At 61.6% G+C, this 21,706-nt stretch carries 20 protein-coding genes; 11 read left to right on the top strand and 9 right to left on the bottom strand.

Annotated elements, in window-relative coordinates; translation table 11 throughout:
* Nucleotides 1-140: 140 nt before the first annotated feature.
* From ACTIFF_RS09785 to ACTIFF_RS09765, 5 genes are all read left to right on the top strand, one after another.
* Nucleotides 141-938: a hypothetical protein gene (locus ACTIFF_RS09785; RefSeq protein ID WP_439536646.1), complete on the top strand. Its 798-nt coding sequence runs from the start codon at nucleotides 141-143 to the stop codon at nucleotides 936-938.
* Nucleotides 939-1,147: 209 nt separating this feature from the next.
* Nucleotides 1,148-1,750, top strand: a complete 603-nt coding sequence (locus ACTIFF_RS09780; protein ID WP_439536645.1) for a hypothetical protein — start codon at nucleotides 1,148-1,150, stop codon at nucleotides 1,748-1,750.
* 417 nt (nucleotides 1,751-2,167) lie between these two features.
* On the top strand, nucleotides 2,168-2,902 hold the full coding sequence (locus tag ACTIFF_RS09775; RefSeq protein WP_439536644.1) for a hypothetical protein: 735 nt from the start codon (nucleotides 2,168-2,170) through the stop codon (nucleotides 2,900-2,902).
* A gap of 512 nt (nucleotides 2,903-3,414) precedes the next feature.
* Complete coding sequence (locus ACTIFF_RS09770; RefSeq protein ID WP_439536643.1) at nucleotides 3,415-4,377, top strand: hypothetical protein; 963 nt, start codon at nucleotides 3,415-3,417, stop codon at nucleotides 4,375-4,377.
* Between the two features lie 152 nt (nucleotides 4,378-4,529).
* Nucleotides 4,530-5,741 (top strand): hypothetical protein, encoded by a 1,212-nt coding sequence (locus tag ACTIFF_RS09765; RefSeq protein ID WP_439536642.1) that lies wholly within the window; start codon nucleotides 4,530-4,532, stop codon nucleotides 5,739-5,741.
* Nucleotides 5,742-6,020: 279 nt separating this feature from the next.
* Here ACTIFF_RS09765 and ACTIFF_RS09760 read toward each other — a convergent pair whose 3' ends face one another.
* A complete protein-coding gene (locus ACTIFF_RS09760) occupies nucleotides 6,021-6,368 on the bottom strand; it encodes a transposase (protein WP_439536652.1) in 348 nt (115 codons plus the stop codon).
* Between the two features lie 164 nt (nucleotides 6,369-6,532).
* Here ACTIFF_RS09760 and ACTIFF_RS09755 point away from each other — a divergent pair, with 164 nt between their 5' ends.
* Nucleotides 6,533-7,732, top strand: a complete 1,200-nt coding sequence (locus ACTIFF_RS09755) for an IS4 family transposase (RefSeq protein WP_439536641.1) — start codon at nucleotides 6,533-6,535, stop codon at nucleotides 7,730-7,732.
* Between the two features lie 139 nt (nucleotides 7,733-7,871).
* Here ACTIFF_RS09755 and ACTIFF_RS09750 read toward each other — a convergent pair whose 3' ends face one another.
* Both ACTIFF_RS09750 and ACTIFF_RS09745 read right to left on the bottom strand, forming a co-directional pair.
* Entirely contained in the window at nucleotides 7,872-8,822 is a 951-nt protein-coding gene (locus ACTIFF_RS09750) for an alpha/beta fold hydrolase (RefSeq protein WP_439536640.1), read from the bottom strand.
* 49 nt (nucleotides 8,823-8,871) lie between these two features.
* Nucleotides 8,872-9,300 carry an organic hydroperoxide resistance protein gene (locus tag ACTIFF_RS09745; RefSeq protein ID WP_439536639.1) on the bottom strand — a complete coding sequence of 143 codons (429 nt, stop codon included), beginning with the start codon at nucleotides 9,298-9,300 and terminating at the stop codon, nucleotides 8,872-8,874.
* Nucleotides 9,301-9,424: 124 nt separating this feature from the next.
* Between ACTIFF_RS09745 and ACTIFF_RS09740 the strand changes: the two genes are divergently transcribed.
* On the top strand, nucleotides 9,425-10,246 hold the full coding sequence (locus ACTIFF_RS09740) for a cupin domain-containing protein (RefSeq protein WP_439536638.1): 822 nt from the start codon (nucleotides 9,425-9,427) through the stop codon (nucleotides 10,244-10,246).
* A 105-nt stretch (nucleotides 10,247-10,351) separates the two neighbouring features.
* Here the strand turns inward: ACTIFF_RS09740 and pqqA are convergent, their stop codons facing one another.
* Both pqqA and ACTIFF_RS09730 read right to left on the bottom strand, forming a co-directional pair.
* Nucleotides 10,352-10,426, bottom strand: a complete 75-nt coding sequence (gene pqqA, locus ACTIFF_RS09735; RefSeq protein WP_083224124.1) for a pyrroloquinoline quinone precursor peptide PqqA — start codon at nucleotides 10,424-10,426, stop codon at nucleotides 10,352-10,354.
* Nucleotides 10,427-10,543: 117 nt separating this feature from the next.
* On the bottom strand, nucleotides 10,544-11,689 hold the full coding sequence (locus ACTIFF_RS09730) for an Eco57I restriction-modification methylase domain-containing protein (RefSeq protein WP_439536637.1): 1,146 nt from the start codon (nucleotides 11,687-11,689) through the stop codon (nucleotides 10,544-10,546).
* A gap of 86 nt (nucleotides 11,690-11,775) precedes the next feature.
* Here ACTIFF_RS09730 and pip point away from each other — a divergent pair, with 86 nt between their 5' ends.
* The 4 genes from pip (at nucleotide 11,776) to ACTIFF_RS09710 (ending at nucleotide 15,977) form a co-directional block, all read left to right on the top strand.
* Nucleotides 11,776-12,747, top strand: a complete 972-nt coding sequence (gene pip / locus ACTIFF_RS09725; RefSeq protein WP_439536636.1) for a prolyl aminopeptidase — start codon at nucleotides 11,776-11,778, stop codon at nucleotides 12,745-12,747.
* Nucleotides 12,744-14,090, top strand: coding sequence for an ATP-binding protein (locus ACTIFF_RS09720; protein ID WP_439536635.1), 1,347 nt, complete (start codon nucleotides 12,744-12,746; stop codon nucleotides 14,088-14,090). The genes pip and ACTIFF_RS09720 overlap by 4 nt, the downstream gene beginning before the upstream one ends.
* Nucleotides 14,091-14,108: 18 nt before the next feature.
* The gene (locus ACTIFF_RS09715; RefSeq protein ID WP_257078765.1) at nucleotides 14,109-14,747 is read left to right on the top strand and encodes a response regulator; all 639 of its coding nucleotides are present in this window, start codon (nucleotides 14,109-14,111) and stop codon (nucleotides 14,745-14,747) included.
* A 420-nt stretch (nucleotides 14,748-15,167) separates the two neighbouring features.
* A complete protein-coding gene (locus ACTIFF_RS09710) occupies nucleotides 15,168-15,977 on the top strand; it encodes a S1 family peptidase (protein ID WP_439536634.1) in 810 nt (269 codons plus the stop codon).
* Between the two features lie 575 nt (nucleotides 15,978-16,552).
* On the opposite strand, the gene ACTIFF_RS09705 is transcribed toward ACTIFF_RS09710, so the two are convergent.
* The 4 genes from ACTIFF_RS09705 to kdsB all read right to left on the bottom strand — a co-directional run bounded on the left by ACTIFF_RS09705 (nucleotide 16,553) and on the right by kdsB (nucleotide 21,706).
* Nucleotides 16,553-18,712 (bottom strand): sodium-translocating pyrophosphatase, encoded by a 2,160-nt coding sequence (locus tag ACTIFF_RS09705; RefSeq protein ID WP_439536633.1) that lies wholly within the window; start codon nucleotides 18,710-18,712, stop codon nucleotides 16,553-16,555.
* Between the two features lie 171 nt (nucleotides 18,713-18,883).
* Nucleotides 18,884-20,140, bottom strand: a complete 1,257-nt coding sequence (locus ACTIFF_RS09700; protein ID WP_439536632.1) for a 6-phosphofructokinase — start codon at nucleotides 20,138-20,140, stop codon at nucleotides 18,884-18,886.
* 5 nt (nucleotides 20,141-20,145) lie between these two features.
* On the bottom strand, nucleotides 20,146-20,799 hold the full coding sequence (gene adk, locus ACTIFF_RS09695; RefSeq protein WP_069040122.1) for an adenylate kinase: 654 nt from the start codon (nucleotides 20,797-20,799) through the stop codon (nucleotides 20,146-20,148).
* Between the two features lie 142 nt (nucleotides 20,800-20,941).
* Nucleotides 20,942-21,706, bottom strand: a complete 765-nt coding sequence (kdsB, locus tag ACTIFF_RS09690; RefSeq protein ID WP_439536631.1) for a 3-deoxy-manno-octulosonate cytidylyltransferase — start codon at nucleotides 21,704-21,706, stop codon at nucleotides 20,942-20,944.

Raw genomic sequence — 21,706 nt, 5'->3', positions numbered from 1 at the left:
TGAAGAATGAGTTCAAGCCGGCAATGTCCGGACGCAGCAACTTGCCCCGAAATGGGGTTTTTCTACAGCGTCGTTAGACCGCAGAATAGAGCCGTGCAGAGCACCAGCATCGTCCGACCCATAGCCCGTAGAGGGGTGACATGACACTGATTGACTGGTTTCCCGCGCTGACGACGACGTCCGTACTGGCCCTCGCCATGTGGCTTGCGAAGAACCTCCTTCTCACGAGGCTGACGCGGTCCGTGCAATGCGAGTTCGATGCCAAGCTGGAAAAGTTGCGCGCGCAGTTGAGAACCAGCGAAGCGCAGCTCGCTGCTTTGCAAAGCGGAACATTAGGTGCAATTCAATCGCGCCGGCAGGCCCTGGACGTACGACGACTCGCAGCGGTAGATCAACTAACGGAGGCAATCATCGAGCTGAACAAAGCCCGAGTTACTGTGTCCTTCATGCAAGTGATCAAGTGGCCAGCGGCGTCAAAGGCCACCGAAAGCGATCCAAAGGCACGCGAGCTGTTCAAGTCCCTCCCGCTCCAAGAACTCTCCGTCGAAATTCTCAAGGGTGCACTCAAGGCGCGGCCATTCCTGACCGAACCGGTGTGGGCTGCGTACTCAGCATATCAGTACACCTGCATGACAGCCGTGCTCAAACACAAGGCACTAATCCATGGCGCGGGGAAGTTCATCAAGGAAGACGAAGGGAGGCTGCATAAGATGATCGTCGCGCTGCTTCCACATTTTGACGAGTTCCTGAAGGAGCACGGGGAGGACGCCGCCTGCTACCTTGTCGAGTCCCTAGAGACCAAGGTACACACTGAGGTCCAGTCAATGTTGCGTGGCGAGGAAGCTGACGTAGAGCAGTTAAAGAATGCCGCGAAGGTCATTGAGCTTGCGGGGGAACTGCGTGCGGCGCAAGACAAGGCTGCCGTGCCAAAGGTTTGAGGCTTGCGGAAGCAGACGTACCTCGCCAGACGGCACACTCTGCGGCGATGCTGCTTGCGGTGGCTATCCTTGCACCAATCGTGCCGACGCAACGCCTCTTCTCAAGCTGCTGGGTGGACGCTGCGTACTATGAACTGCCTGCTGCCGTCTAACAGGTCGTTCGATGCGGACACGCAGCGGCATCGCGAAACCACCGGAGAACGTCCCTCATGGATTGGTTAACCTTTACAAGCAAGGCCATTGAATCCTTAGCATGGCCGCTCGTTGCTCTGGTGCTCGGCCTAGCATTCCGAAGGAAGCTTCTCGACCTGATTCCATCAATAAAGAGGCTAAAAGCTGGGCCACTTGAAGCGGAGTTTGAACTCGCTGCAAAGCAAGTTCTCGCAAACGCCGCTGAAGCAGCTCCGCCAGTCACGCCACCCGCGGAAAAGGCGCCGAGCGACGAAAAGCCCACCGGTCGAGAAACAGTCGCTTGGCTAATCAACGCGCGCAATGATCCTTCAGGAACAATTCTCAAAGCCTGGGGCGAGGTAGATGGAGAGCTGTTTCGGCTGGGCCAACAGATGGGAACAGTCGTTGATCCACTTGAAAGCACGCACAAGGTGTACTTGGCCGCAATGGAGATACTTCCCAATGAAACCAGGCAGCTAGTGCGGCAACTGAGGGAACTGCGAAACAAGGTAGCCCACGTTGAAGTGGCTCCAACACCAGAGTCCGCCCAAGACTATCTGCTCGCTGCTAACCGCGTCATAGAACTCATATACAACTTTCGGAAGAACTTGCCGAACTACGGTGCTGGTCTTCACGCTTAACCCTCAAGTGGCGGCGATGCCTAACTCAAACGTTGAACGTCACCGATTCTTCATGTTTCTAGAAGGCGGTCCAAGTCCGCATGCAGCGCCCGAGTCGGCAACTGCGGCGGTCAGCGGGGGTGGCCGCCGCGCACTCCGCGCAGGCGTGAGGTAGCCCCTTGTTGCGCCATGCCTTTGTGCTAATGTTTCGGGGCATGAAGGGCGGCAGGCCGTTGCGGGCGCCGCTGGCCTGGTTCAGATCGAATCAACTTTGAAGGGCAACGGCTTCGTCATGCACAACCTGCCTTCGCTTACGGTTTCGGTGGTGTCCAACTCTGCGGTCGAGCGGACCGCCCAAAGCTGCGCTTTGGTTACCCTGCGCGGCTACGCCGCTCCGGCGTCCTCTCACCTACGGCGTTCGGCATCACAGGAGCACCCTTGAGCGATATCTACAAGAACGCCGTCGACTCGTTAAGGTTCGCAATCGAGCATTTCCTGAAGGAGCCGACCTATTCCAGCCGAAAGCACGCGATCCTCACTCTCTTCCATGCCGTCGAGCTGTTTCTTAAGGAGCAGCTCTTCCGAACGAATCGCCTGCTCATCTACCGAAACATCGACTCGCCGGTGACGGAGGACTCACAGACGGTGGGCATCAAAGAGGCGCTGTCGCGCCTCGAGAACCTTGGACTGGGACTTCCCAAGCAACAGCGCGGAGTCATTGAGAACATCCAGAAGCGCCGGAATCGCATAGAGCACCATCGATACGATCAGAAGGAAGAAGATGAAGTAGTCATTGCAGAGTCTCTTCAGTTCATCCTCTTCTTCGTGGACAGCGTGCTGCGGGGGAAGCTCGAGGAAGACATCCCCGCCGAGACCTTGAGAGAAATCCAGAGAATCGTGTACGAGCGCGACCAGCTGTATTGGATCGCAATGCACCGCCTCGAAAGGTGGATGCATGAAGAATGGCCTGACTGGAACGATCAAGTAGCCGATACACCCGATGAGTTCGCAGGTACGAATGATTGCCCTATCTGTAGAGACAGCTTTCTTGTATCGGGCTATCACCCCAAGCCCTTTTGCTTCCGCTGCAACACGACTGTGGACGCCGAGGATTGCAACTACTGCGGTCGCACTTACATTGCAGGAAATCCGTGTCACACACAGGAGGAGTGAGCGCAGTGATGCCTAATCATCGGCTCAACCGGACCCGTTGAGGCATGTCGTGGCTGCCACAAGATTGGGTTAGCTTTCTCTGGGGCGCTGTCCTTGCGGGCGTAGGCATTCTTGCGTCCAGCTTCTTCAAGAAGCTCGGTGAGGATCTCTATGCCTGGACAAAGCGGAAGGTGGTCCCCACAAAGCCCCAACCAGTCCGAGTTGAGGCTCAGTTCCAGCCAACGCTATACGCTCCGGGTGACTGTGTGTGGGCTGCAGAAGAGAAGCTGTACAAGTACCACGAAGAACTCTACACACATTACCCGCATCCAAAAACAGGTGGCCATGTCTATCGCATCGCGTCGCCTGGACCGCTGCCGCGAAAGGAGTTCTTGCTTGCGAAACCGCACGCACAGAAGGCCATTGCAGCCTAACCTGTCGTTGCAGCCCACCTGCTACAGCGGGCTCCGCCCGCTGTAGCAGGTGGGTGAACTCCAACGTTAGGCCTTTCCTACTCTTCACGACGAAAAGCAATGAGCGATCGCATCTTCTACTCATGGCAATCGGACTGCCCATCCAACACGAACAGAAATTTCATCTCAGCAGCCTTAGAGAAGGCTATCGAAGAAATACACAAGGACGAATCCACTGATGTCGAACCCGTAATCGATAGAGATACGTCGGGCCTTGCTGGATCTCCGGACATAAGTCAGTCAATATTTTCAAAGATTGACATGGCGTCTGTATTCGTCTGTGACGTCTCGATCATTGATTCCAAGGCTGCTAGACCCACACCGAATCCAAACGTTCTGATTGAGCTAGGTTACGCTGTGAAGTCCCTGGGGTGGAACAGAGTCATCATGGCCATGAACACGGAGTTCGGGAAGCCTGAAGATCTGCCGTTTGATCTAAGGTCTAAGAGGGTGCTCACATACAGCATCGCAAGCGACGCAGAGGAGAAGGCGCCAGTTCGAAATGCTTTAGCAAAGACGTTTGTTGCTGCATTAAAGACCATCTTTGAAAATCATGGCACCCTGACCAAGCCCGAACGCACAGCGACTAGCCCTGCAGCAAGCAAAATCCGTGAGACGGATTCGAAGCTCTTTGAGAGTCTAAAGGAAGCTTTGCCATCAAAGGGCAGCATCAGCTTTATCGATGAGCAGAACATGGCAGGCTTCTCTTGGCCTAGATCCAAGCTCGACCAACTGGAAGATTTTTATCAAGAGTGGGGCGATGCAGAGCATGAGTTCATTGATCAAGATATGGAGGCCCTTCGCTCCAACTTGTACAAGCTTACAGGCGACTACCTAGGTCAAATCGCAGTAAACACATTTCCCGCGAACAATCAAGAACGTCAAACTGTTCCACCGGAGTGGGAGGAGAAAAATCCAAAGCACTTTTTTGAGGTCGTAGGCAAGCTTCATGAAACTGCAGGTGAAATTGTAAAAACCCATCAAAACCTTATTAGGCTTGGGCGCCAAAAGTTTTCCTCATAATAATACAAATGCCATGTCTTCGATCCGCAGCCTAACGGGTCGTTCAACGCGGACGCCACCGCAGGCCATGTCTTCGGAATTGTCATGGCCTGCCGCGGTACCCTCCGCGCCTCGCGCTCCGGCGCCGGTTAACTAGGACGTAAGATCTCTCTATGAACCTTCTCGCACATCTTCATTCTAGACTCGTTAGTCTCGGAATCGATTGCACGCTGGAGGAAGATGGAATCGTGCTCGATCGGGGCTCTGAAAAAAGACCTCTAAAGATTCGACCTGAGCCAGAATGGGAGCAGTCCTACACCAAATACAAGACTGCCAGAAGCCTTAGCTTCGACGCAACGCAACGCGTATTGATTCACAACAATTCGTTTGAAGTGCTTATTGCTCGGTTAGCGCCGTCACCATTCTTCACTTCCGAGCAATACACTCTAACTGACAATGTTGGGAATTCCGTCAACATTGGCCAATGCTCACATTCATTTGCGTTAGCTTTCCTCGATTCGCCTGAATATGACGAATTATTTAGAGTTCGCATACAACGTAGAATATTCGATTCTCCAATGGCGGCTAGGAGAATTTCAACTCTCCTTTGGACGCCAATTACCGCAACATACAGCCATAAGGGTAGAAAAACTCCTGCGCAGTTCCAAGAGAATGCTTTGCATGTAATACGAAGCTGCCTATTCAAAATCGCCGCAGAGCAACACGATTGCCTAGCGGTGTGGAAGCCTCGTGGACGCAAGATTGATCTACCTCATTCTGATGCGATATCCGGAGATGATTCAATTCCGAGAGCTCGATACGACGAAGACGTTGTTAGCTTCTACAAAGTGGCCAAAGCCTCTCCCTTTCCGAGTCAAAGTTTTCTAGCGTATTATCATGTTTTGGAATTCTACTTCTTGAGGGTCGCCGAGACGAAGTTACACGACAGACTTGCTTCTCTGATTAACAATCCGAGTCTGAAAGCGGACAAGAATACATTAGATAAACTCATTTCTTTGATTCGTGGCCAAGATCTGAGAAATGACGAGACAGAGATGTTAAGAAATGTTTTAGATAGATACATTCCGGAGCATGATGTCATTGAGTTTATTAGCGATTTTGAGGCGCGTTGCGGTGAAAAGATCTACTCAAAGCGTAGGCGTGTCTTCGGTGAAGACGTCCAAGTTAATCCTATGAAAGATCACGCTATAGCAAACGCGGCGAAGACATTGAAGCATATTAGGAATGCAATTGTTCATTCCAGCGACAGATACAAGCGAGAAGATTGTCATATTCCTCTTTCAGAATCAGAGGAGGTAATCAAAGAGTTTGTCCCGCTGGTCCGCTTCTTCGCCGAACGAATCATCTATGGTTCTGCCTGCTAAGGAGTGAGATATAACTATGCATTCAAGCCGACCAGCGTGGAAGCTATTCGTACAAATTAACCGCTGCGGACCGGCTGCAGCTTAACGCGGCGTTATAAGAAGAATAAAGAATAGGAGACAGACCAGAATGGCGCTAAGTTAAGCCACTTTTGCCTGATACCGACCGCAATGTGGGATTTCAATTATCTTATGTCGAGGTGCCGTGAGGAGCTCGAATGTTTTTGGCCGTCGCTTCACGCATCGGGGCTCTCTTCGTCCCGGTCGGTGAGGTAAAAGATGTCAGGCGATCGAAGATCGCAACGCGCCTAGTAATCGCCGTTGCTCTCTCGGATAGAGCGTTCTGCTGAACTGTGGCTCCCACTGGCGCAAGGCTTGAATGCTGCCTTTGAAGCTCAACCTCCGCGGCACCTGCCCGAGCTCGGTAGCCGCCTCAACCATCAACAAGCGGATGGCGTTGTAAGCGATGAAATGCATCAGGATTTCTTTCTCCACCATTTTCGGAGCACGACAGCGCAGCAAGTCCATGCCCTTGGTGGTCTTGATGTCGCGAAAGTACGGTTCGACATCCCAGCGTTGGAAGTACAGGTTCGCCAGCTCCGAGGCCGCATAGCTCGACGCATCGCTCAGGGTCGTAACGAGATAGAAAAATTATTGGGGTCAGACCCTGAGGTTTCCCCGCAAATACATATTGTTATTCAATATGTTGCACAGTAGTCTTCAGGCAAAAACAGAGCATGCATGGCACTTTGGTGCCACGTTCTTCGTTGTCGAGACAAACAACGAGGCGTGCCATGCATGCGAGCGAAATCGTAGAGCGGGTTGTCGGGCCGTTTCTGAAGTGTTTGCACCAGCGTCGTCAAGCATGGTTGCTGCGCGCTGTTTCGGGTTTGCTCTCAGCGCATGCCGGTAGCCTTTCAGCCATTGCGCTTCACCTGAGCGGATCCGCCGCGCTCAAGCACCGGATCAAGAGCGTCGACCGTCTGCTGGGCAATTCGGCGTTTCATCACGCTCGCGATCAGCTATATCGCAGCGTGGCCGCCCAGTGGCTCGAAGGCCTGCAACAACTGCTCGTTGTGGTCGATTGGTCCGATGCCACTCAGGATCAGCGATGGCATCTGCTGCGAGCAAGCGCAGTGGTCGAAGGGCGTTCGATCACGCTGTATGAAGAGATTCATCCGCAGGCACGGTATGGCCATCCTTCGGTTCATCGCGCCTTTATGCAAAAGCTCGCACTGATCGTGCCGGCCGGCTGCAAGCTGATCGTGATGACTGATGCCGGCTTCCACGCGCCGTGGTTCAAGCTCGTCGTGGCCCACGGCTGGGAATTTGTCGGGCGGATACGAGGACGCAATCTATTGCGTCTGCAGGCCCAGGGCGCCTGGATTGCGGCACGCGATCTGTTTGCGCGAGCAAAGCTTGAGGCGGCTGATCTGGGTAAGGGGACCTACGCCCGCAGCAATCCGGTCAGCGTGCGCATCACGCTCGCCGCTCGCCCGGGCAAGGGCCGGCATCGGCTGACCATGCACGGCAAACGACGTGTCGGGCGCAGCAGTGCGAAGAGTGCGCGCAGCGGCCGCGAGCCCTGGTTGCTCGCTTCGAGCGCAGGACTTCAGCAGCTGACGGCGTCGGCCATCGTGGCGCTTTACGCCCAGCGCATGCGCATCGAGCAGTCGTTTCGCGACACGAAGAATCTGCGCGTGGGCATGGGGCTGGAGGTGGCACGCTCGCGCAGTGCTGCGCGCCTACAGATGCTGCTGTTGATCGCGCATCTAGCGATGTTCGTGCAGCGCTTGATCGGCGAATCGGCGCGTGCTGCTCAGCTCGAACTGTTCTTGAGCGCGACAACCAGTCGGCGCTACGCTGAAGTCTCTGTGCTCACCCTCGGGCGAAGGATTCTCGATATCGCGCCCGAATATCTGAAGAGGCTGCGACCATGGTGTGCGCTTGACCTGCTGAATCAACAGGCGCGCGCCGCGCTCGCACCACGATGAATATGCGGGGAAACCTCAGGGTCAGACCCCATTTATTTGTTTCGTCACCGCCAGCCTTACCCATCTGTCACGACTATAGTTAGTCCCCCACTGAACAACGAAACCCGGCCCGCTTCGCGGAACCGGATTTCGCACAGCCTTACTTGCGGACGAAATCCAGCAGGTCCTGATTCAGCCGATCCTTGTGCGTATCGGTGATGCCGTGCGGCGCACCCGGATAGACGATCAGTTCGGCGTTGCGGATCAGCGCGGCCGATGCTTTGCCGGACAGGTCGAGGGGCACGATCTGGTCGTCGTCGCCGTGGATCACCAGCGTAGGCACGTCGAACTTCTTCAGGTCGGCGCGGAAATCGGTGGCCGAGAACGCGGCGATCGAGTCGTAGGTGTTCTTGTGGCCGGCCTGCATGCCCTGCGCCCAGAAGGACTGGATCAGGCCTTGCGACGGCGTGGCACCCGGACGGTTGTAGCCGTAGAACGGGCCCGATGCGATGTCGAGATAGAGCTGCGAGCGGTTGGCCTGCGAGCCCTTGCGGATGCCGTCGAACACCTCGATCGGCAGGCCGCCCGGGTTGTCGGCGGTCTTCAGCATCATCGGCGGCACCGAACTGACCAGCACCGCCTTCTTCACACGCGACGTACCGTGGCGACCGATGTAGCGCGCGACTTCGCCGCCGCCGGTCGAGAAGCCGACCAGGGTCACGTCCTTCAGATCAAGCGCCTTGATGACGGCGGCCAGATCGTCGGCATAGTGGTCCATGTCGTTGCCGTCCCACGGCTGGCTGGACCGACCGTGGCCGCGCCGGTCGTGGGCGACCACCCGGTAGCCCTGCGACGCGAGGAACAGCATCTGCGATTCCCAGCTGTCGGAACTGAGCGGCCAGCCATGGCTGAAGGTGACGACCGGGCCGTTCTTCGGACCCCAGTCCTTGTAATAGAGCTGCACGCCGTCGCGGGTGGTGACGTAGTTTTCGGTCTTCTTGACCACGGCAGCAGCGCGGGTCGCGGCCTTGACGGACTCAGCGGCATGGGTCGGTGCTGCGAGGGCAGCGGCCAGCACGGTCAGTGCGAGGGCTTGGCGAATGGCTTTCATGATGGATTCCTTTCCTTGTTGTGTCGGGGACGATGTCTGTTCGGGAAGTTCAGTCGGCGATGACCAGGGTCACGTCGATGTTGCCGCGGGTGGCGTTCGAGTACGGGCACACGATGTGCGCCTTCGCGACCAGCGCTTCGACCTGTTCGCGCGGCACACCGGGCACGGCGATGGTCAGTTCGACCTCGATGCCGAAGCCGGTCGGGATGGCGCCGATGCCGACGCGGCCGGTGATCTGCGTGTCGGCCGGCAGCGCGACCTTGTTCTGGCCGGCGACGAACTTCAGCGCGCCGAGGAAGCAGGCCGAATAGCCGGCGGCGAACAGTTGCTCGGGATTGGTGCCGGCACCGCCGGCGCCGCCCAGTTCGCGCGGGGTCGACAACTGCAGGTCGAGCACGCCGTCGGACGATACGGCGCGGCCTTCGCGGCCTCCGGTGGCAGTGGCCTGGGCGGTGTAGAGGACTTTTTCGATGGACATGGCTGACTCCTGTGTATTGAGTGAATGAGGCAATGCCGGTTGGCAGGACGAACTTTGCGCTGGAGTTCGATACCAAACGCAACGTATAGTCCTGAAAACTTCACCTGGAGTATCGAAGCCCACCATGACCGACAGACTCGAAGCCTTGTTGGCGCATTTCTCGGTCAGCGCGCGCGTGTTCAACACCGGCGCGCTGTGCGGCCTCACCGAACTGGACGCCGGTGACAGCGGCCGCATGCACCTGATCCGCGCGGGCGATGTCGCCATTCACCACCCGGCAGGCATCGAGCGCGTGACCCGGCCCAGCCTGCTGCTGTTTCCGCGACCGGTTGCCTACCGTTTCGTCACCGACCCGACACGCGGCGCCGACTTTGCGTGCGCGCGGATGCACTTTTCCGGCGGCGCAGCCAATCCGATCGCCGCGGCGCTGCCGGACTTCACCTGCCTGGCGCTGGACGACATCCTCGGTGCGAAACCGGTGCTGGATCTGCTGTTCGACGAGGCGTCAAATCAGTACTGCGGCCGTCAGGCGGTGCTGGATCGATTGTTCGAAGTGGTGCTGGTGCAGGTGCTCAGACACCTGATGGAAGCGGGCCGGACCGGCGCGGGCATGCTGGCCGGACTGTCGCACCCGCGCCTGCGCCTTGCGCTGGTGGCGATGCACGAAAGCCCGGCGCAGGACTGGTCGCTGGAGGCGCTCGCCGGGCGCGCCGGCATGTCGCGCAGCGTGTTTGCCAACGTATTTCGCGACACCGTGGGCTGCACGCCGGGTGCCTATCTGCAGCGCTGGCGCATCGGCCTGGCCGAGCAGGCACTGCGTCGGGGGCGGACGCTGGCGCTGATCGCCGATGAGGTCGGTTATGGAGGAGAAGCCGCGCTGTCGCGTGCCTTCAAGGCACAGACCGGGCTGTCACCGCGGCAGTGGCGCGAGGCGCACAAGCGGTGAAGAAGGGGGCGGGACATGCGTCTGCGCATGTCCTGATGCGGCATTCGCGGCGCACCAAAGAAAAAAGCGGGCAATGCCCGCTTTCTTCGTTCGCAATCGCTGTGTTCAGCGGTTGGCGATGTACATCGTGATTTCAAAGCCAAAACGCAGGTCGGTCGCCTTCGGGGTTTGCCAGTTCATGTGTGTCTCCTCGATGATTTCGCTTCGCTTCACAGCAACGCGCTGTGCATGGATCGAATAGTGCGCCGATGCTCGGCCCGTCACCTCGGGCCGGTCACGAAAGAAGGCTCAGGATTTTCATGAGAGCAAGGCGCGGAAGTCGTCCGGCAGCACGCAGGTCTGCAGGCTGCGCTGCGTGAACAGGAAGCGTCCGTCGCACACGAAGCCCAGTTCTTCCCAGTCGACCGCATCGTTGAGCAGGCTTGCGGCCCGCGCGACGTCGAGCGCCGGCGAGCGCGCGAACAGCGCAAGCACGGCGCCGTCGTAATGCGGGCAGTCATGCAGGAAGAACGGACGCGGCTTGCGCGTCTTGCCATTCACATAGATGCGCGCAGCGTCCGAGCGGTGATGCACCCTGCCCCAGCGCCACCAGTTGTGCTCGCCGAACGGCCGCACGCGGCGCGCCAGCAGCTTCGCCTTATGCTGTTCCAGCCAGTCGTTGCGCACATCGAAGAAGGCGCGCCGCGTGCGGCCGGTGTCGACGGTGCTGGAACAGACGAATTCCATGTTGCCTTCAGGATGCACGAACACGTCGTCGGCACCGGACACGGCGCCCACGCGCACGTCGAACAGCGCCGACAGCGGCACGCCGTAGTCGCCGCGCAGGAACATGAGCTGCCCCTGTTCGCAATGAAAGCGCCGGCCGTCGTGCATGCGGCGGTCCGCGCGTCCCTTCTCGAAGCGGAATACCGCGCAGTTCGGCACATAGGCACCGAACACCCGCGCGTCGCCGGTTTCGATGAAGTCGGTGATGCTGCCCTGCTCGAACAGCCAGGCATTGAGCCGACGGGCCGCGGTCAGCTTGGTGAATTCGCGCGGCACGATGAAGATGAGTTCGCCGCCCGGATTCAGGTGGCGCACGCATTTCTCGATGAAGAACAGGTAGAGGTTGCTGCGCAGGTCGAACAGCTCACTGGTCAGCCGGGCACGCGTGGCCGACAGGATGTCCTGGTGCCGCACATAGGGCGGATTGCCGATGATGGTGTCGAAGCGCTCGGCGGTCGGGTAGTCGAAGAAATCCATGACCTGCGCGCCGGCCGGCGCGACCGACGGATCGAGCTCGATGGCGGTGCAGCCAGGCAGGCGCGACGAGAACGCGCCGTCGCCGGCTGAAGGCTCGAGCACCCGCCCGGCATTGCGACGCAGCGCGAGCATCTGCGCCACGACATCGTCGCGGGTGAACACCTGCCCGTACTGTTCCACCCGATGGTTGCGGTCGTCCATGGCGCGATTGTCACATGGCCGGTGTCGTGCAGGCATGCATGGGCTAACATCGACGCCCGACCGAATCGCCCGACCACGCGCCGCCCATGCTGCATCCTCCGATTGAACCGTACGACACCGGCTGGCTCGACGTCGGGCATGGCCATCGCCTGTACTACGAACAATGCGGCAATCCGGACGGCGGGCCCGCACTGTATGTACACGGCGGTCCGGGTTCGGGCTGCTCGCCGCGCCAGCGCCGCTTCTTCCATCCGGAACGCGATCGCGTCGTGCTGTTCGACCAGCGTGGCTGCGGCCGCAGCACGCCGGCCGGCGACATCGCCCACAACCACACCGATGCGCTGGTGGCCGACATCGAGGCGCTGCGCGCCCATCTGGGCATAGCCCGCTGGCTGGTGTTCGGCGGTTCCTGGGGCTCGACGCTTGCTGCCGTCTGGGCGGCACGCCATCGCGCCGCGTGCAGCGGGCTCATCCTGCGCGGCATCTTCCTCGCCGGGCGCGCTGATCTCGACTGGTTTTTCCACGGCGCGGCGGCCCTCGCCCCCGAGGCGCACGGCGCGCTGATGCAGGCTGTGCCGGCGCGCTGGCGCGACCGCATCGTCGTGTGGCTCGACCGCGCGCTGTCGTCGGGCGATGCGGCGCGCGTCGATCACGCTGTGCTGGCCTGGCGCAACTGGGAATACGCCCTTGGCAGCTGGCCGCACACCGCGCAGCCTGCGGCGCCCACCGACGACGAATGGCCGGCGCTGCGCACGCGCTACCGCGTGCAGGCGCACTACCTCGGCCACCGCTGCTTTCTCGGCGAGGCGAAGGTGCTCGATGCCATCGCGCATCTGCACGGGTTGCCGGTGGCCATCGTGCACGGCAGCCACGATCTGGTCTGCCGGCCGCAGAACGCCTGGCGCGCGCACCGCACCGCACACGGCAGCAAACTGGCCTGGGCGCAGGGGGCCGGGCACGACCCCTTCCATCCGGCCAGCGCGGCGCTGCTGGTGTCGGCCGTCGATGCCCATGCCCGCGATGGCGACTTCGCGGCCTGGCCCGGAGCGTCCGCATGAGCCTGCGCCTGAAGCTGAATCTGCTGATCGCGCTGGTCATCCTGACCTTCACCAGCACCATGTTGACGCTGGAGCTGATGGGCACGCGCCGCGCGGTCGGTGAAGAAATCGAGGCGGCGAACAGGGTGGCCACGCAACTGCTGTCGCGCGTCACGCTGGTCTATGCCAATACCGGGTCGCCCGCCCTGGTCGACTTCCTGCATCGGCTGGGACGGGTGCGCGCCACCGAAATCCGCCTGGTCGACGGCAGCGGCGCCGAACTGTATGCGTCACCGCCGTCGCCCTACAAGGCGGGGCGGGACGCGCCAGACTGGTATTCGAACGCCATCCTGCCGCGCAAGCCGCGGCAGGAGATCACGCTGGCCGATGATGCGAAACTGGTGGTCGAGGCCGACGCGTCGCGCGCCATTCTCGACGGCTGGGACGAAGCCGTACACCTGCTGATCGCGGGCACGATCGCGCTGGTATTGGGCAATGCACTGGTGTTCTGGCTGGTCGGGCGCGCGACGCGGCCGTTCAACCGCATCGTTCGCGGGCTGGAGCAGATGCGCGCCGGCGACTACCACACGCGGCTGGAAGAGCTGCCCGGACGCGAAGCGGGCTCGATGGCACAGGCGTTCAACCGCATGGCGCAATCGATCGAAGACAACATGACGGCGCGGCAGGAAGCGCTCGAGGCGCGCAGCCATCTGGAAGAAAACCGCGAACTGACGCAATTCATCCAGAGCCGCATCGAGGAGGAACGACGCGACATCGCACGCGAGCTGCACGACGAAATGGGTCAGGCGGTCACGGCGATCAAGAGCATGGGCCTGTCGATCGCACGCCGCGATGTGCAGAGCGACCCGCGCAGCGCCGAGGCGGCACAGCTCATCGTCGACACGGCCGATCACCTGTACGACGTCATGCACAGCATCATTCCGCGCCTGCGCCCGCTGGCCCTCGACAATCTCGGGCTGGAAGACGCGCTGGACGATCTGGTCGCCGAGTGGCGGCGTCACCACCCGCACATGCAGTTCGAACTGCAGATGTCCGATCTGCCGGACGCGCCGGGCGACTCGTTCAAGCTGGCCGCCTACCGCATCGTGCAGGAAGCCGTGACCAATGCGCTGAAACACGCCAATGCAGGGAAAATCATGATTTCGCTGCGGTGTACTGAACAGTTCCTGCATCTGACAGTCGAGGATGACGGGGGTGGACTGGCCGAAGGCTGGGCACACAAGCGCGGCCACCACGGCGTGCGCGGCATGCGCGAACGTGCGCAGGCACTCGGCGGCGAACTGGAGGTGACGGCGCGTGACGGCGGCGGCACGCAGGTCGTGGCCCGGCTGCCACTCGAATAAGACAGGGGAGACAACAGGATGGGCCCGATCAAGGTGATGCTGGTCGACGACCATGCGGTCGTTCGCATGGGCTTCAAGCTGCTGCTGGCCGCGTGCGAGGACATCGAGGTGGTCGGCGAGGCAGACAGCGGCGAAACCGCCTATGTGCGCTATGCCGAGCTGAAGCCTGACGTGGTGGTGATGGACCTGTCGATGCCCGGCATGGGCGGCATCGAAGCGGTGCGCCGCCTGACGGCGCGCGACAAGGGCGTGCGCATCCTGGCGCTGTCGGCGCACGAAGACACGGCGCATCCCAAGCGCGTGCTCAAGGCCGGCGCCACCGGCTACCTGTCGAAGCGCGGAGCGCCGGAAGCACTGATCGACGCGGTGCGCACGGTGGCGTCCGGACGCATGTATCTGGACGCCGAAATCGCACAGAAGCTGGCGATGCAGGACGTGACCGGCGCGCAGAACCCGGTCGAGGCGCTGTCGGAGCGCGAATTCGAAGTATTCATCCATCTCGCGCGCGGCCAGTCGGTGAACCAGATCGCGGAAACCCTGCATCTGTCGACCTCGACCATCGGCACCCATCTGTACAACGTGAAGCAGAAGCTCGGCGCGTCCAATCAGGCCGAGCTGACGCTGATTGCGCTGCGCAACGGACTGATCGAAGCCTGAATCCGGCCCGACGCGGCAACCGCACCACAACGGGGCACCCTGCCTCACGGTGCAGCGTCCGCTGCACCGTTTACCCGCCCGTACCGAGTGGCAATTTGCAACATCGGAGGGTTGGGCGTCGCAGACTTCAACGCTCCCGCGGGGCGATCGTCATCCTTTGTCCGGCTCGTCAATCATGCGGCAACGCACAAAACCGGCGGCGTTGCGCCCTGTGACGTCGTTTCTGCCATAAAGACCGTGTTTACAGGCCCCGGACGTGAGTGCCCTCGCGCACAGACACGAGGGCTTGGCACGATTTACGCTTAGTGTTGTGCACCGCACCACGCTAAAAAAACCCACAAGGTTCCACCCCATGTTCCGTTAGTCCATTCATCGCCGCCGGGCTTCATCCAATGCCAGACGGCTGCAAGGAGAATCATCATGCGCATCCCCGGATTGCTGTTGATGCTGTTGTGTGCCACCGGCGCCCAGGCGAGCGCCGAGCGCTACATACAGCTCTCGATGCATATGGTGAAGATCCTTGCCGCGGCCCCGGACGGCCGCATCAACAGCGGTACCGGCGTGCAGCTCGACGCGAAACATGTGATCACCAACTGCCACGTCGTCGGCCGCGCGCAGAACGTCATCGTCGCGCGCGGCAGCACCGGCGTGCCGGCGCAGGCGCGCTCGGTCGACACGCGGCACGACCTGTGTCTGCTGAGCATTGCCCAGCCGATGGCGCGTCCGGTCGAGGTGTCGTCGTCGCGCACGCTGAAGATCGGCGACGAAGTGCATGCCATGGGATTTTCCGGCGGCAAGTCGCTGTCGATGAGCGTCGGCCGGGTGACCGCACTGCACGAGATGGACAACGCCATGGTGATCGAAACCGACGCCCAGTTCCAGCAAGGCGCATCCGGGGGCGCACTGTTCGACGCCGAAGGCCGTCTGGTCGGCGTGCTGACCTTTTTCATCCCGGGCATGAAGCGCCATTTCGCGGTGCCGACCGAATGGATGCAGGCCGGGCTGGACAATGCACAGGATGTCGAGTTGCCGGTCGCCGCCACGACGCCGCCCTTCTGGGCCGCAGCCGAAGCGGACAAGCCGTTCTTCCTGCGTGCCATCCAGCACGAAAACGATCAGGAATGGGACCGCCTGCAGGCCGTCACCCAGGAATGGGTCGAAGCCGAGCCGCGCAATGGTGCGGCGATCGAAGCCGCGGTGCGCGCCAGCCGTCTGCCGCCGATGCGCTGAACGCATCCGAAAATCATCACGTTAACCGTGGAGAAACAGTGGTTGGCGATTCGGAGGCTGGTGCAGGTCGTCGACGCGGTTCCCCCGCGGTTCCCCGTTTCGGAGCCCTTGCGCGACATCGCCTCATCAAAGCTTTCCAGCGGGGCGACGCCCTGGAAAAACTTGGGCCGCCGCAGGAAAGGTCCTTGCCGTGGATGCGGAAGATCAGCACGTACTGCAGGCCGCCCAGCGCCTCCGCCCACGTGACGCGACCGACCCGAACGCGGCGAAAGACACGCGGGACGCGATCCGAGCGAAGTTGGCTGTGCCATCGCCTGCGGGGCAGGCTCCTACGAACAACAGTGCGGTTTTACCTTTCGTAGGAGCCTGCCCCGCAGGCGATCGACTCGACGACCACGCACCAACCGTGAGCAGGGCAGGAACACCTTCTCGTAGCGGAAGGCGGCGCCGATGAATTCGGCGGCACGCCGCCAGAAGCATCCAGGGCAGACAATCTCCGACCAGGCGAAGGCGCGACGAACAAAAAAAAAAGCCGTGCCGGAATTCCGGCACGGCTTTTTCAGTTCATTGAATGCTCAGCGTGCCTGTTCGACCTGCTGTACCTGAGCCACCGCTACAGTCGGTTCGGCGGCACTGACCGCGGAACCGGTGGCCGACGGCAGCAGCGGCACGATCAGCAGCGCGACGATGTTGATGATCTTGATCAGCGGATTGACCGCCGGACCGGCCGTGTCCTTGTACGGATCACCCACCGTGTCGCCGGTCACCGCGGCCTTGTGCGCTTCGGAACCCTTGCCGCCGAAGTGACCGTCCTCGATGTATTTCTTCGCGTTGTCCCACGCACCGCCACCGGTGGTCATGGAAATCGCGACGAACAGGCCGGTCACGATGGTGCCCATCAGGAGGCCGCCGAGCGCCTGCACGCCGGCTTCCGGCCCCATCAGGAAAGCCATGCCGAAGGCCACGATGACCGGCACCAGCACCGGCAGCAGCGACGGGATCATCATTTCCTTGATCGCCGCGGCGGTCAGCATGTCGACCGCCTTCGAGTAATCCGGCTTGGCCGTACCTTCCATGATGCCGGGGATTTCCTTGAACTGGCGGCGCACTTCCACCACCACCGCGCCCGCCGAACGACCCACCGCCTCCATCGCCATGGCGCCGAACAGGTAGGGAATCAGGCCTCCGATGAACAGGCCGATGATGACCGCCGGGTTGGCCAGATCGAAGGTGACGCTGTGACCGACCGCTTCGAGCGCGTGCGTGTAGTCGGCAAACAGCACCAGTGCGGCCAGACCGGCGGAGCCGATGGCATAGCCCTTGGTGACGGCCTTGGTCGTGTTGCCCACGGCATCCAGCGGATCGGTCACCGCACGCACCGAAGCGGGCAGATCGGACATCTCCGCAATGCCGCCGGCGTTGTCGGTGATCGGACCGTAGGCATCGAGCGCCACGATGATGCCGGACATGCTGAGCATGGATGTCGCAGCGATCGCGATGCCGTACAGGCCGCCCAGCGTGTAGGCCGCCCAGATCGCGGCGCACACCGACAGCACCGGCCAGGCGCACGACTTCATCGACACGCCGAGGCCGGCGATGATGTTGGTGCCGTGACCGGTGGTCGACGCTTCGGCGATGTGGCGCACCGGCTTGAACTCGGTACTGGTGTAGTACTCGGTGATCACCACCATCAGGCCGGTCAGCGCCAGGCCCACCAGTGCCGCGAAGTAGAGCCGCATCTGCGCGCCACCGTCGATGCCCATGACGGCATTCAGCGCGTCGTCGGGAATCAGCGCGGTGGTCAGCGGATAGAAGGCGATGGTCGCCAGCACACCGGCCACGATCAGGCCGCGGTACAGCGCGCCCATGATCTTCTGACCCGGTTTCGCCTTGACGAAGATGCAGCCGATGATCGACGCAATGATCGAAAAGCCGCCCAGCGCCAGCGGGTAGATGACCGCCGCTTCGGCATTGGACTTGAGCAGCAGCGAGCCGAGCAGCATGGTGGCCACGATCGTCACCGCATAGGTTTCGAACAGGTCGGCCGCCATGCCTGCGCAGTCACCGACGTTGTCACCCACGTTGTCGGCGATCACTGCCGGGTTGCGCGGGTCGTCTTCCGGGATGCCGGCTTCGACCTTGCCCACCAGGTCGGCGCCGACGTCTGCACCCTTGGTGAAGATGCCGCCGCCCAGGCGCGCGAAGATCGAAATGAGCGACGAACCGAAGCCCAGGCCGATCAGCGGATGGATGATCTGATCGATCGTCGCGTCATGCGCGGCGGAGCCTTTCAGGATCGCGTAATAGCCTGCCACCCCCAGCAGGCCCATGCCGACGACCAGCATGCCGGTGATGGCGCCACCGCGGAAGGCGACGTCGAACGCTTCGGAAATGCCCTTGCGCGCGGCTTCCGCCGTACGCACGTTGGCGCGCACCGACACGTTCATGCCGATGTAGCCGGCCGCCCCCGACAGCACCGCGCCGATGACGAAACCGGCGGCGGTCGACGTGCCGAGCGTGAGCCACAGGACCACGGTGAGGATGACGCCGACGATGGCAATCGTTCGGTACTGCCGGTTCAGATAGGCCTGGGCGCCCACCTGCACGGCATCGGCAATTTCGCGCATGCGCTCATTGCCGCTGGGTTGAGCAAGAATCCACTTGCTGGATACGGCGCCATACGCAATGGCGACCACGGAACACACGAGTGCGAATATCAGACCGGACGACAACATCACCCCTCCCCCCTTGTTTTACTGCGCCAGATGGACACCCCGCAGAAGCAGGACATCCGAAAGCTGCAGCGATCTTGTGGATCGCCGGGCGCCGCCTCCCCGGCTGCTGCCCTGGTAAATCGGCAGCCCGCGGGAGAGCGGACTGCAACAAGCGGTTGCACGTGGTCTGTGTCAGCCTCCGAACGCGGGCAGCACGGCTGCCACACTTTCGTTCTTCAGACTCACATAGGCCGGCAGGCCGTCGACATAGGGCGGATAGTCCTCGCCCGCGATCAGCGGCTGCAGGTATCTCCGGCAGGCATCGGTGATGCCGAAGCCGTCGTCGGAAATGAAATCTCGCGGGATCATCTTTTCGTGGTTGGCCACATCCGCCAGCTGCACGACGCCGATCTCCCATTGGTAAGGACTGTCGGCGGTCCGCACGATGGCCGGCATCACGGCATTGCGTCCTTCGAGCGCCAGTTCGACTGCGCGGCGACCCAGCGCATGCGCCTGGGCGGCATCGGTCGCCGATGCGATGTGGCGGCCGCTGCGCTGCAGGTAGTCGGGCAGCGCCCAGTGATACTTGTGACCGAGTTGCGCCTTGATCAATTCGGCCACCTGCTGGCCGACGCCACCCAGCTGGGCATGACCGAACGCGTCTCGCGTGCCCGATTCGGCCAGCAGCTTGCCGTCGGGCCCACGCAGGCCTTCCGACACCGCGATGGCGCAGAACTGGTGTTCGCGCACGCAGGCATCGACGCGCGCCATGAAGGCGGCTTGATCGAAGGGGATTTCGGGGAACAGCAGGAGGTGCGGCGCATCGCCCGCATTGCGCGCGGCCAGTCCGGCAGCCGCGGTGATCCAGCCGGCGTGCCGGCCCATCACTTCCATGACGAATATCTTCGTCGAGGTACGCGCCATCGACGCCACATCGAGACCCGCTTCCATCATCGACACGGCAACGTATTTCGCCACCGAACCGAAGCCGGGGCAGTTGTCGGTGCCGACCAGATCGTTGTCGACCGTCTTCGGTACACCGACGCACACCAGCGGGTAGTTCAGACGCTCGGCAATCTGCGACACCTTCCATGCGGTGTCCATGGAGTCGTTGCCGCCGTTGTACAGGAAGTAGCGGATGTCATGCGCGCGGAACACGTCGATCAGCCGCTCGTAATGGGCGCGGCTTTCGTCCAGCCCCTTCAGCTTGTAGCGGCAGGAACCGAAGGCGCCACCCGGCGTGTGACGCAGGGCGGCGATGGCTGCGTCGCTTTCGAACGACGTGTCGATCAGGTCTTCATGCAGTGCGCCGAGGATGCCGTTGCGTCCGGCAAACACGGTGCCGATGCGACCGCCCTGCTCGCGTGCCGCCTGGATGACACCGCAGGCGGTGGCGTTGATGACCGCGGTGACGCCTCCGGACTGCGCGTAGAACAGGTTTGCGGGCATCAGTGTCAGCGCAGTGCCTCGAGTGCGCGCTTCATCACCTCGTCGACCGGACCGACGCCCGAGATGGCGCGGTACTGCGGTGCGCCCGGCTCGCCGCGCTGCGCCCAGCCGGAGTAGTAATCGACCAGCGGACGGGTCTGCGAGTGATACACCTCGAGCCGCTTCTTCACCACTTCTTCGCGGTCGTCGTCGCGCTGTACCAGCGGTTCGCCGGTCACGTCATCGATGCCTTCGACCTTGGGCGGGTTGAACACCACATGATAGGTGCGACCCGACGCCAGGTGGGCACGGCGGCCGCTCATGCGGGTGATGATGTCCGAATCGGGCACCTGGATCTCCAGCACGAAGTCGATCGCCACCTTGGCCTGCTTCATCGCATCGGCTTGCGGAATGGTGCGCGGGAAACCGTCGAACATGTAGCCGGCCTTGCAGTCGTCGGCCAGCAGGCGGTCCTTGACCAGCCCGATGATGAGGTCGTCCGACACCAGACCACCGGCATCCATCACCTTCTTGGCTTCGATGCCGAGCGGCGTGCCGGCCTTCACCGCGGCACGCAGCATGTCACCGGTCGAAATCTGCGGAATGCTGAAGCGTTCCTTGATGAAGGTGGCCTGAGTACCTTTGCCGGCGCCCGGCGGGCCCAGAAGAATGAGGCGCATGTCCGCTCCTGATGTGGTGTTGTTGTCGGGGTTGATGTGATGTCCGGATTCTTCTTCTGCAGGCCGCACCGGCTTTGTTACAGACCGGTGTCAGCGGGCGCGAACTTACCGCCAATGCGCGGCGCGGTCAAACCGCAGTGCGTCACGCAACGTTGCTCGCGAACAGCGCCCGCATGCGCGCAAGATCCTCTTCGGTATCGACGCCGGCGTGCGGCATGGCGACATTGCCGACGACCCGTATGCGGTGGCCATGCCACAGCGCGCGCAGTTGTTCCAGCGCCTCGCACTGTTCGACCGCCGCCGGCGCGAGGCGCGCGTTCTTCTGCAGGAAGCGCACCCGGTAGGCGTAGATGCCGATGTGGCGCTGCGCATCCAGACCGGGCGGCAGCGCGTCGCGGGAGACCGCAAAATCGTCTCGCGCCCACGGGATCGGTGCGCGCGAGAAGTACATCGCGCGGCCCTGCGCATCGCACACCACCTTCACCACGCCGGGGTTGAAGAAGTCCGCAGCCGCGGTGATGGCGCTGCTGGCGGTCGCGATCGACGATTCCGGATCCTGATCGAGCGCCAGCGCGACAGCGCGGATCAGGTCCGGATCGATCAGCGGCTCGTCGCCCTGCACATTGACCACCACGGTACCGGGTGACCAGCCCAGTTGCTCCGCGACTTCGGCGATGCGATCGGTGCCGGTCGAATGGTCGCTGCGCGTCATCACTGCCTGGAATCCGTGCGCGGTGACCGCAGCCGCGATACCTTCATGATCGGTCGCCACCACCAGCGCGTCGGCGCCGCTGCGCGCCACCTGCTGCGCGACACGCACGACCATCGGCAGGCCGCCGATGTCGAGCAGCGGTTTGCCGGGCAGGCGGGTCGAGGCGAACCGGGCGGGAATCACCACCTTGAACAT

The organism is Methyloversatilis sp., from assembly GCF_051861465.1.
In the GTDB taxonomy this organism is placed as follows: domain Bacteria; phylum Pseudomonadota; class Gammaproteobacteria; order Burkholderiales; family Rhodocyclaceae; genus Methyloversatilis.
The sequence above is the reverse complement of the archived record's forward strand: the minus strand, read 5'-3'. Positions and strand labels throughout refer to the sequence as shown.

Coding starts and splice junctions, on each gene's coding strand:
- ACTIFF_RS09745 (WP_439536639.1), bottom strand. CDS start 9,300: ATGTCCATCGAAAAAGTCCTCTACACCGCCCAGGCCACTGCCACCGGA.
- ACTIFF_RS09715 (WP_257078765.1), top strand. CDS start 14,109: ATGGGCCCGATCAAGGTGATGCTGGTCGACGACCATGCGGTCGTTCGC.
- ACTIFF_RS09780 (WP_439536645.1), top strand. CDS start 1,148: ATGGATTGGTTAACCTTTACAAGCAAGGCCATTGAATCCTTAGCATGG.
- ACTIFF_RS09730 (WP_439536637.1), bottom strand. CDS start 11,689: ATGGACGACCGCAACCATCGGGTGGAACAGTACGGGCAGGTGTTCACC.
- pip (WP_439536636.1), top strand. CDS start 11,776: ATGCTGCATCCTCCGATTGAACCGTACGACACCGGCTGGCTCGACGTC.
- kdsB (WP_439536631.1), bottom strand. CDS start 21,706: ATGTTCAAGGTGGTGATTCCCGCCCGGTTCGCCTCGACCCGCCTGCCC.
- ACTIFF_RS09720 (WP_439536635.1), top strand. CDS start 12,744: ATGAGCCTGCGCCTGAAGCTGAATCTGCTGATCGCGCTGGTCATCCTG.
- ACTIFF_RS09770 (WP_439536643.1), top strand. CDS start 3,415: ATGAGCGATCGCATCTTCTACTCATGGCAATCGGACTGCCCATCCAAC.
- adk (WP_069040122.1), bottom strand. CDS start 20,799: ATGCGCCTCATTCTTCTGGGCCCGCCGGGCGCCGGCAAAGGTACTCAG.
- ACTIFF_RS09765 (WP_439536642.1), top strand. CDS start 4,530: ATGAACCTTCTCGCACATCTTCATTCTAGACTCGTTAGTCTCGGAATC.
- ACTIFF_RS09750 (WP_439536640.1), bottom strand. CDS start 8,822: ATGAAAGCCATTCGCCAAGCCCTCGCACTGACCGTGCTGGCCGCTGCC.
- ACTIFF_RS09705 (WP_439536633.1), bottom strand. CDS start 18,712: ATGTTGTCGTCCGGTCTGATATTCGCACTCGTGTGTTCCGTGGTCGCC.
- ACTIFF_RS09755 (WP_439536641.1), top strand. CDS start 6,533: ATGCATGCGAGCGAAATCGTAGAGCGGGTTGTCGGGCCGTTTCTGAAG.
- ACTIFF_RS09700 (WP_439536632.1), bottom strand. CDS start 20,140: ATGCCCGCAAACCTGTTCTACGCGCAGTCCGGAGGCGTCACCGCGGTC.
- ACTIFF_RS09740 (WP_439536638.1), top strand. CDS start 9,425: ATGACCGACAGACTCGAAGCCTTGTTGGCGCATTTCTCGGTCAGCGCG.
- ACTIFF_RS09710 (WP_439536634.1), top strand. CDS start 15,168: ATGCGCATCCCCGGATTGCTGTTGATGCTGTTGTGTGCCACCGGCGCC.
- ACTIFF_RS09785 (WP_439536646.1), top strand. CDS start 141: ATGACACTGATTGACTGGTTTCCCGCGCTGACGACGACGTCCGTACTG.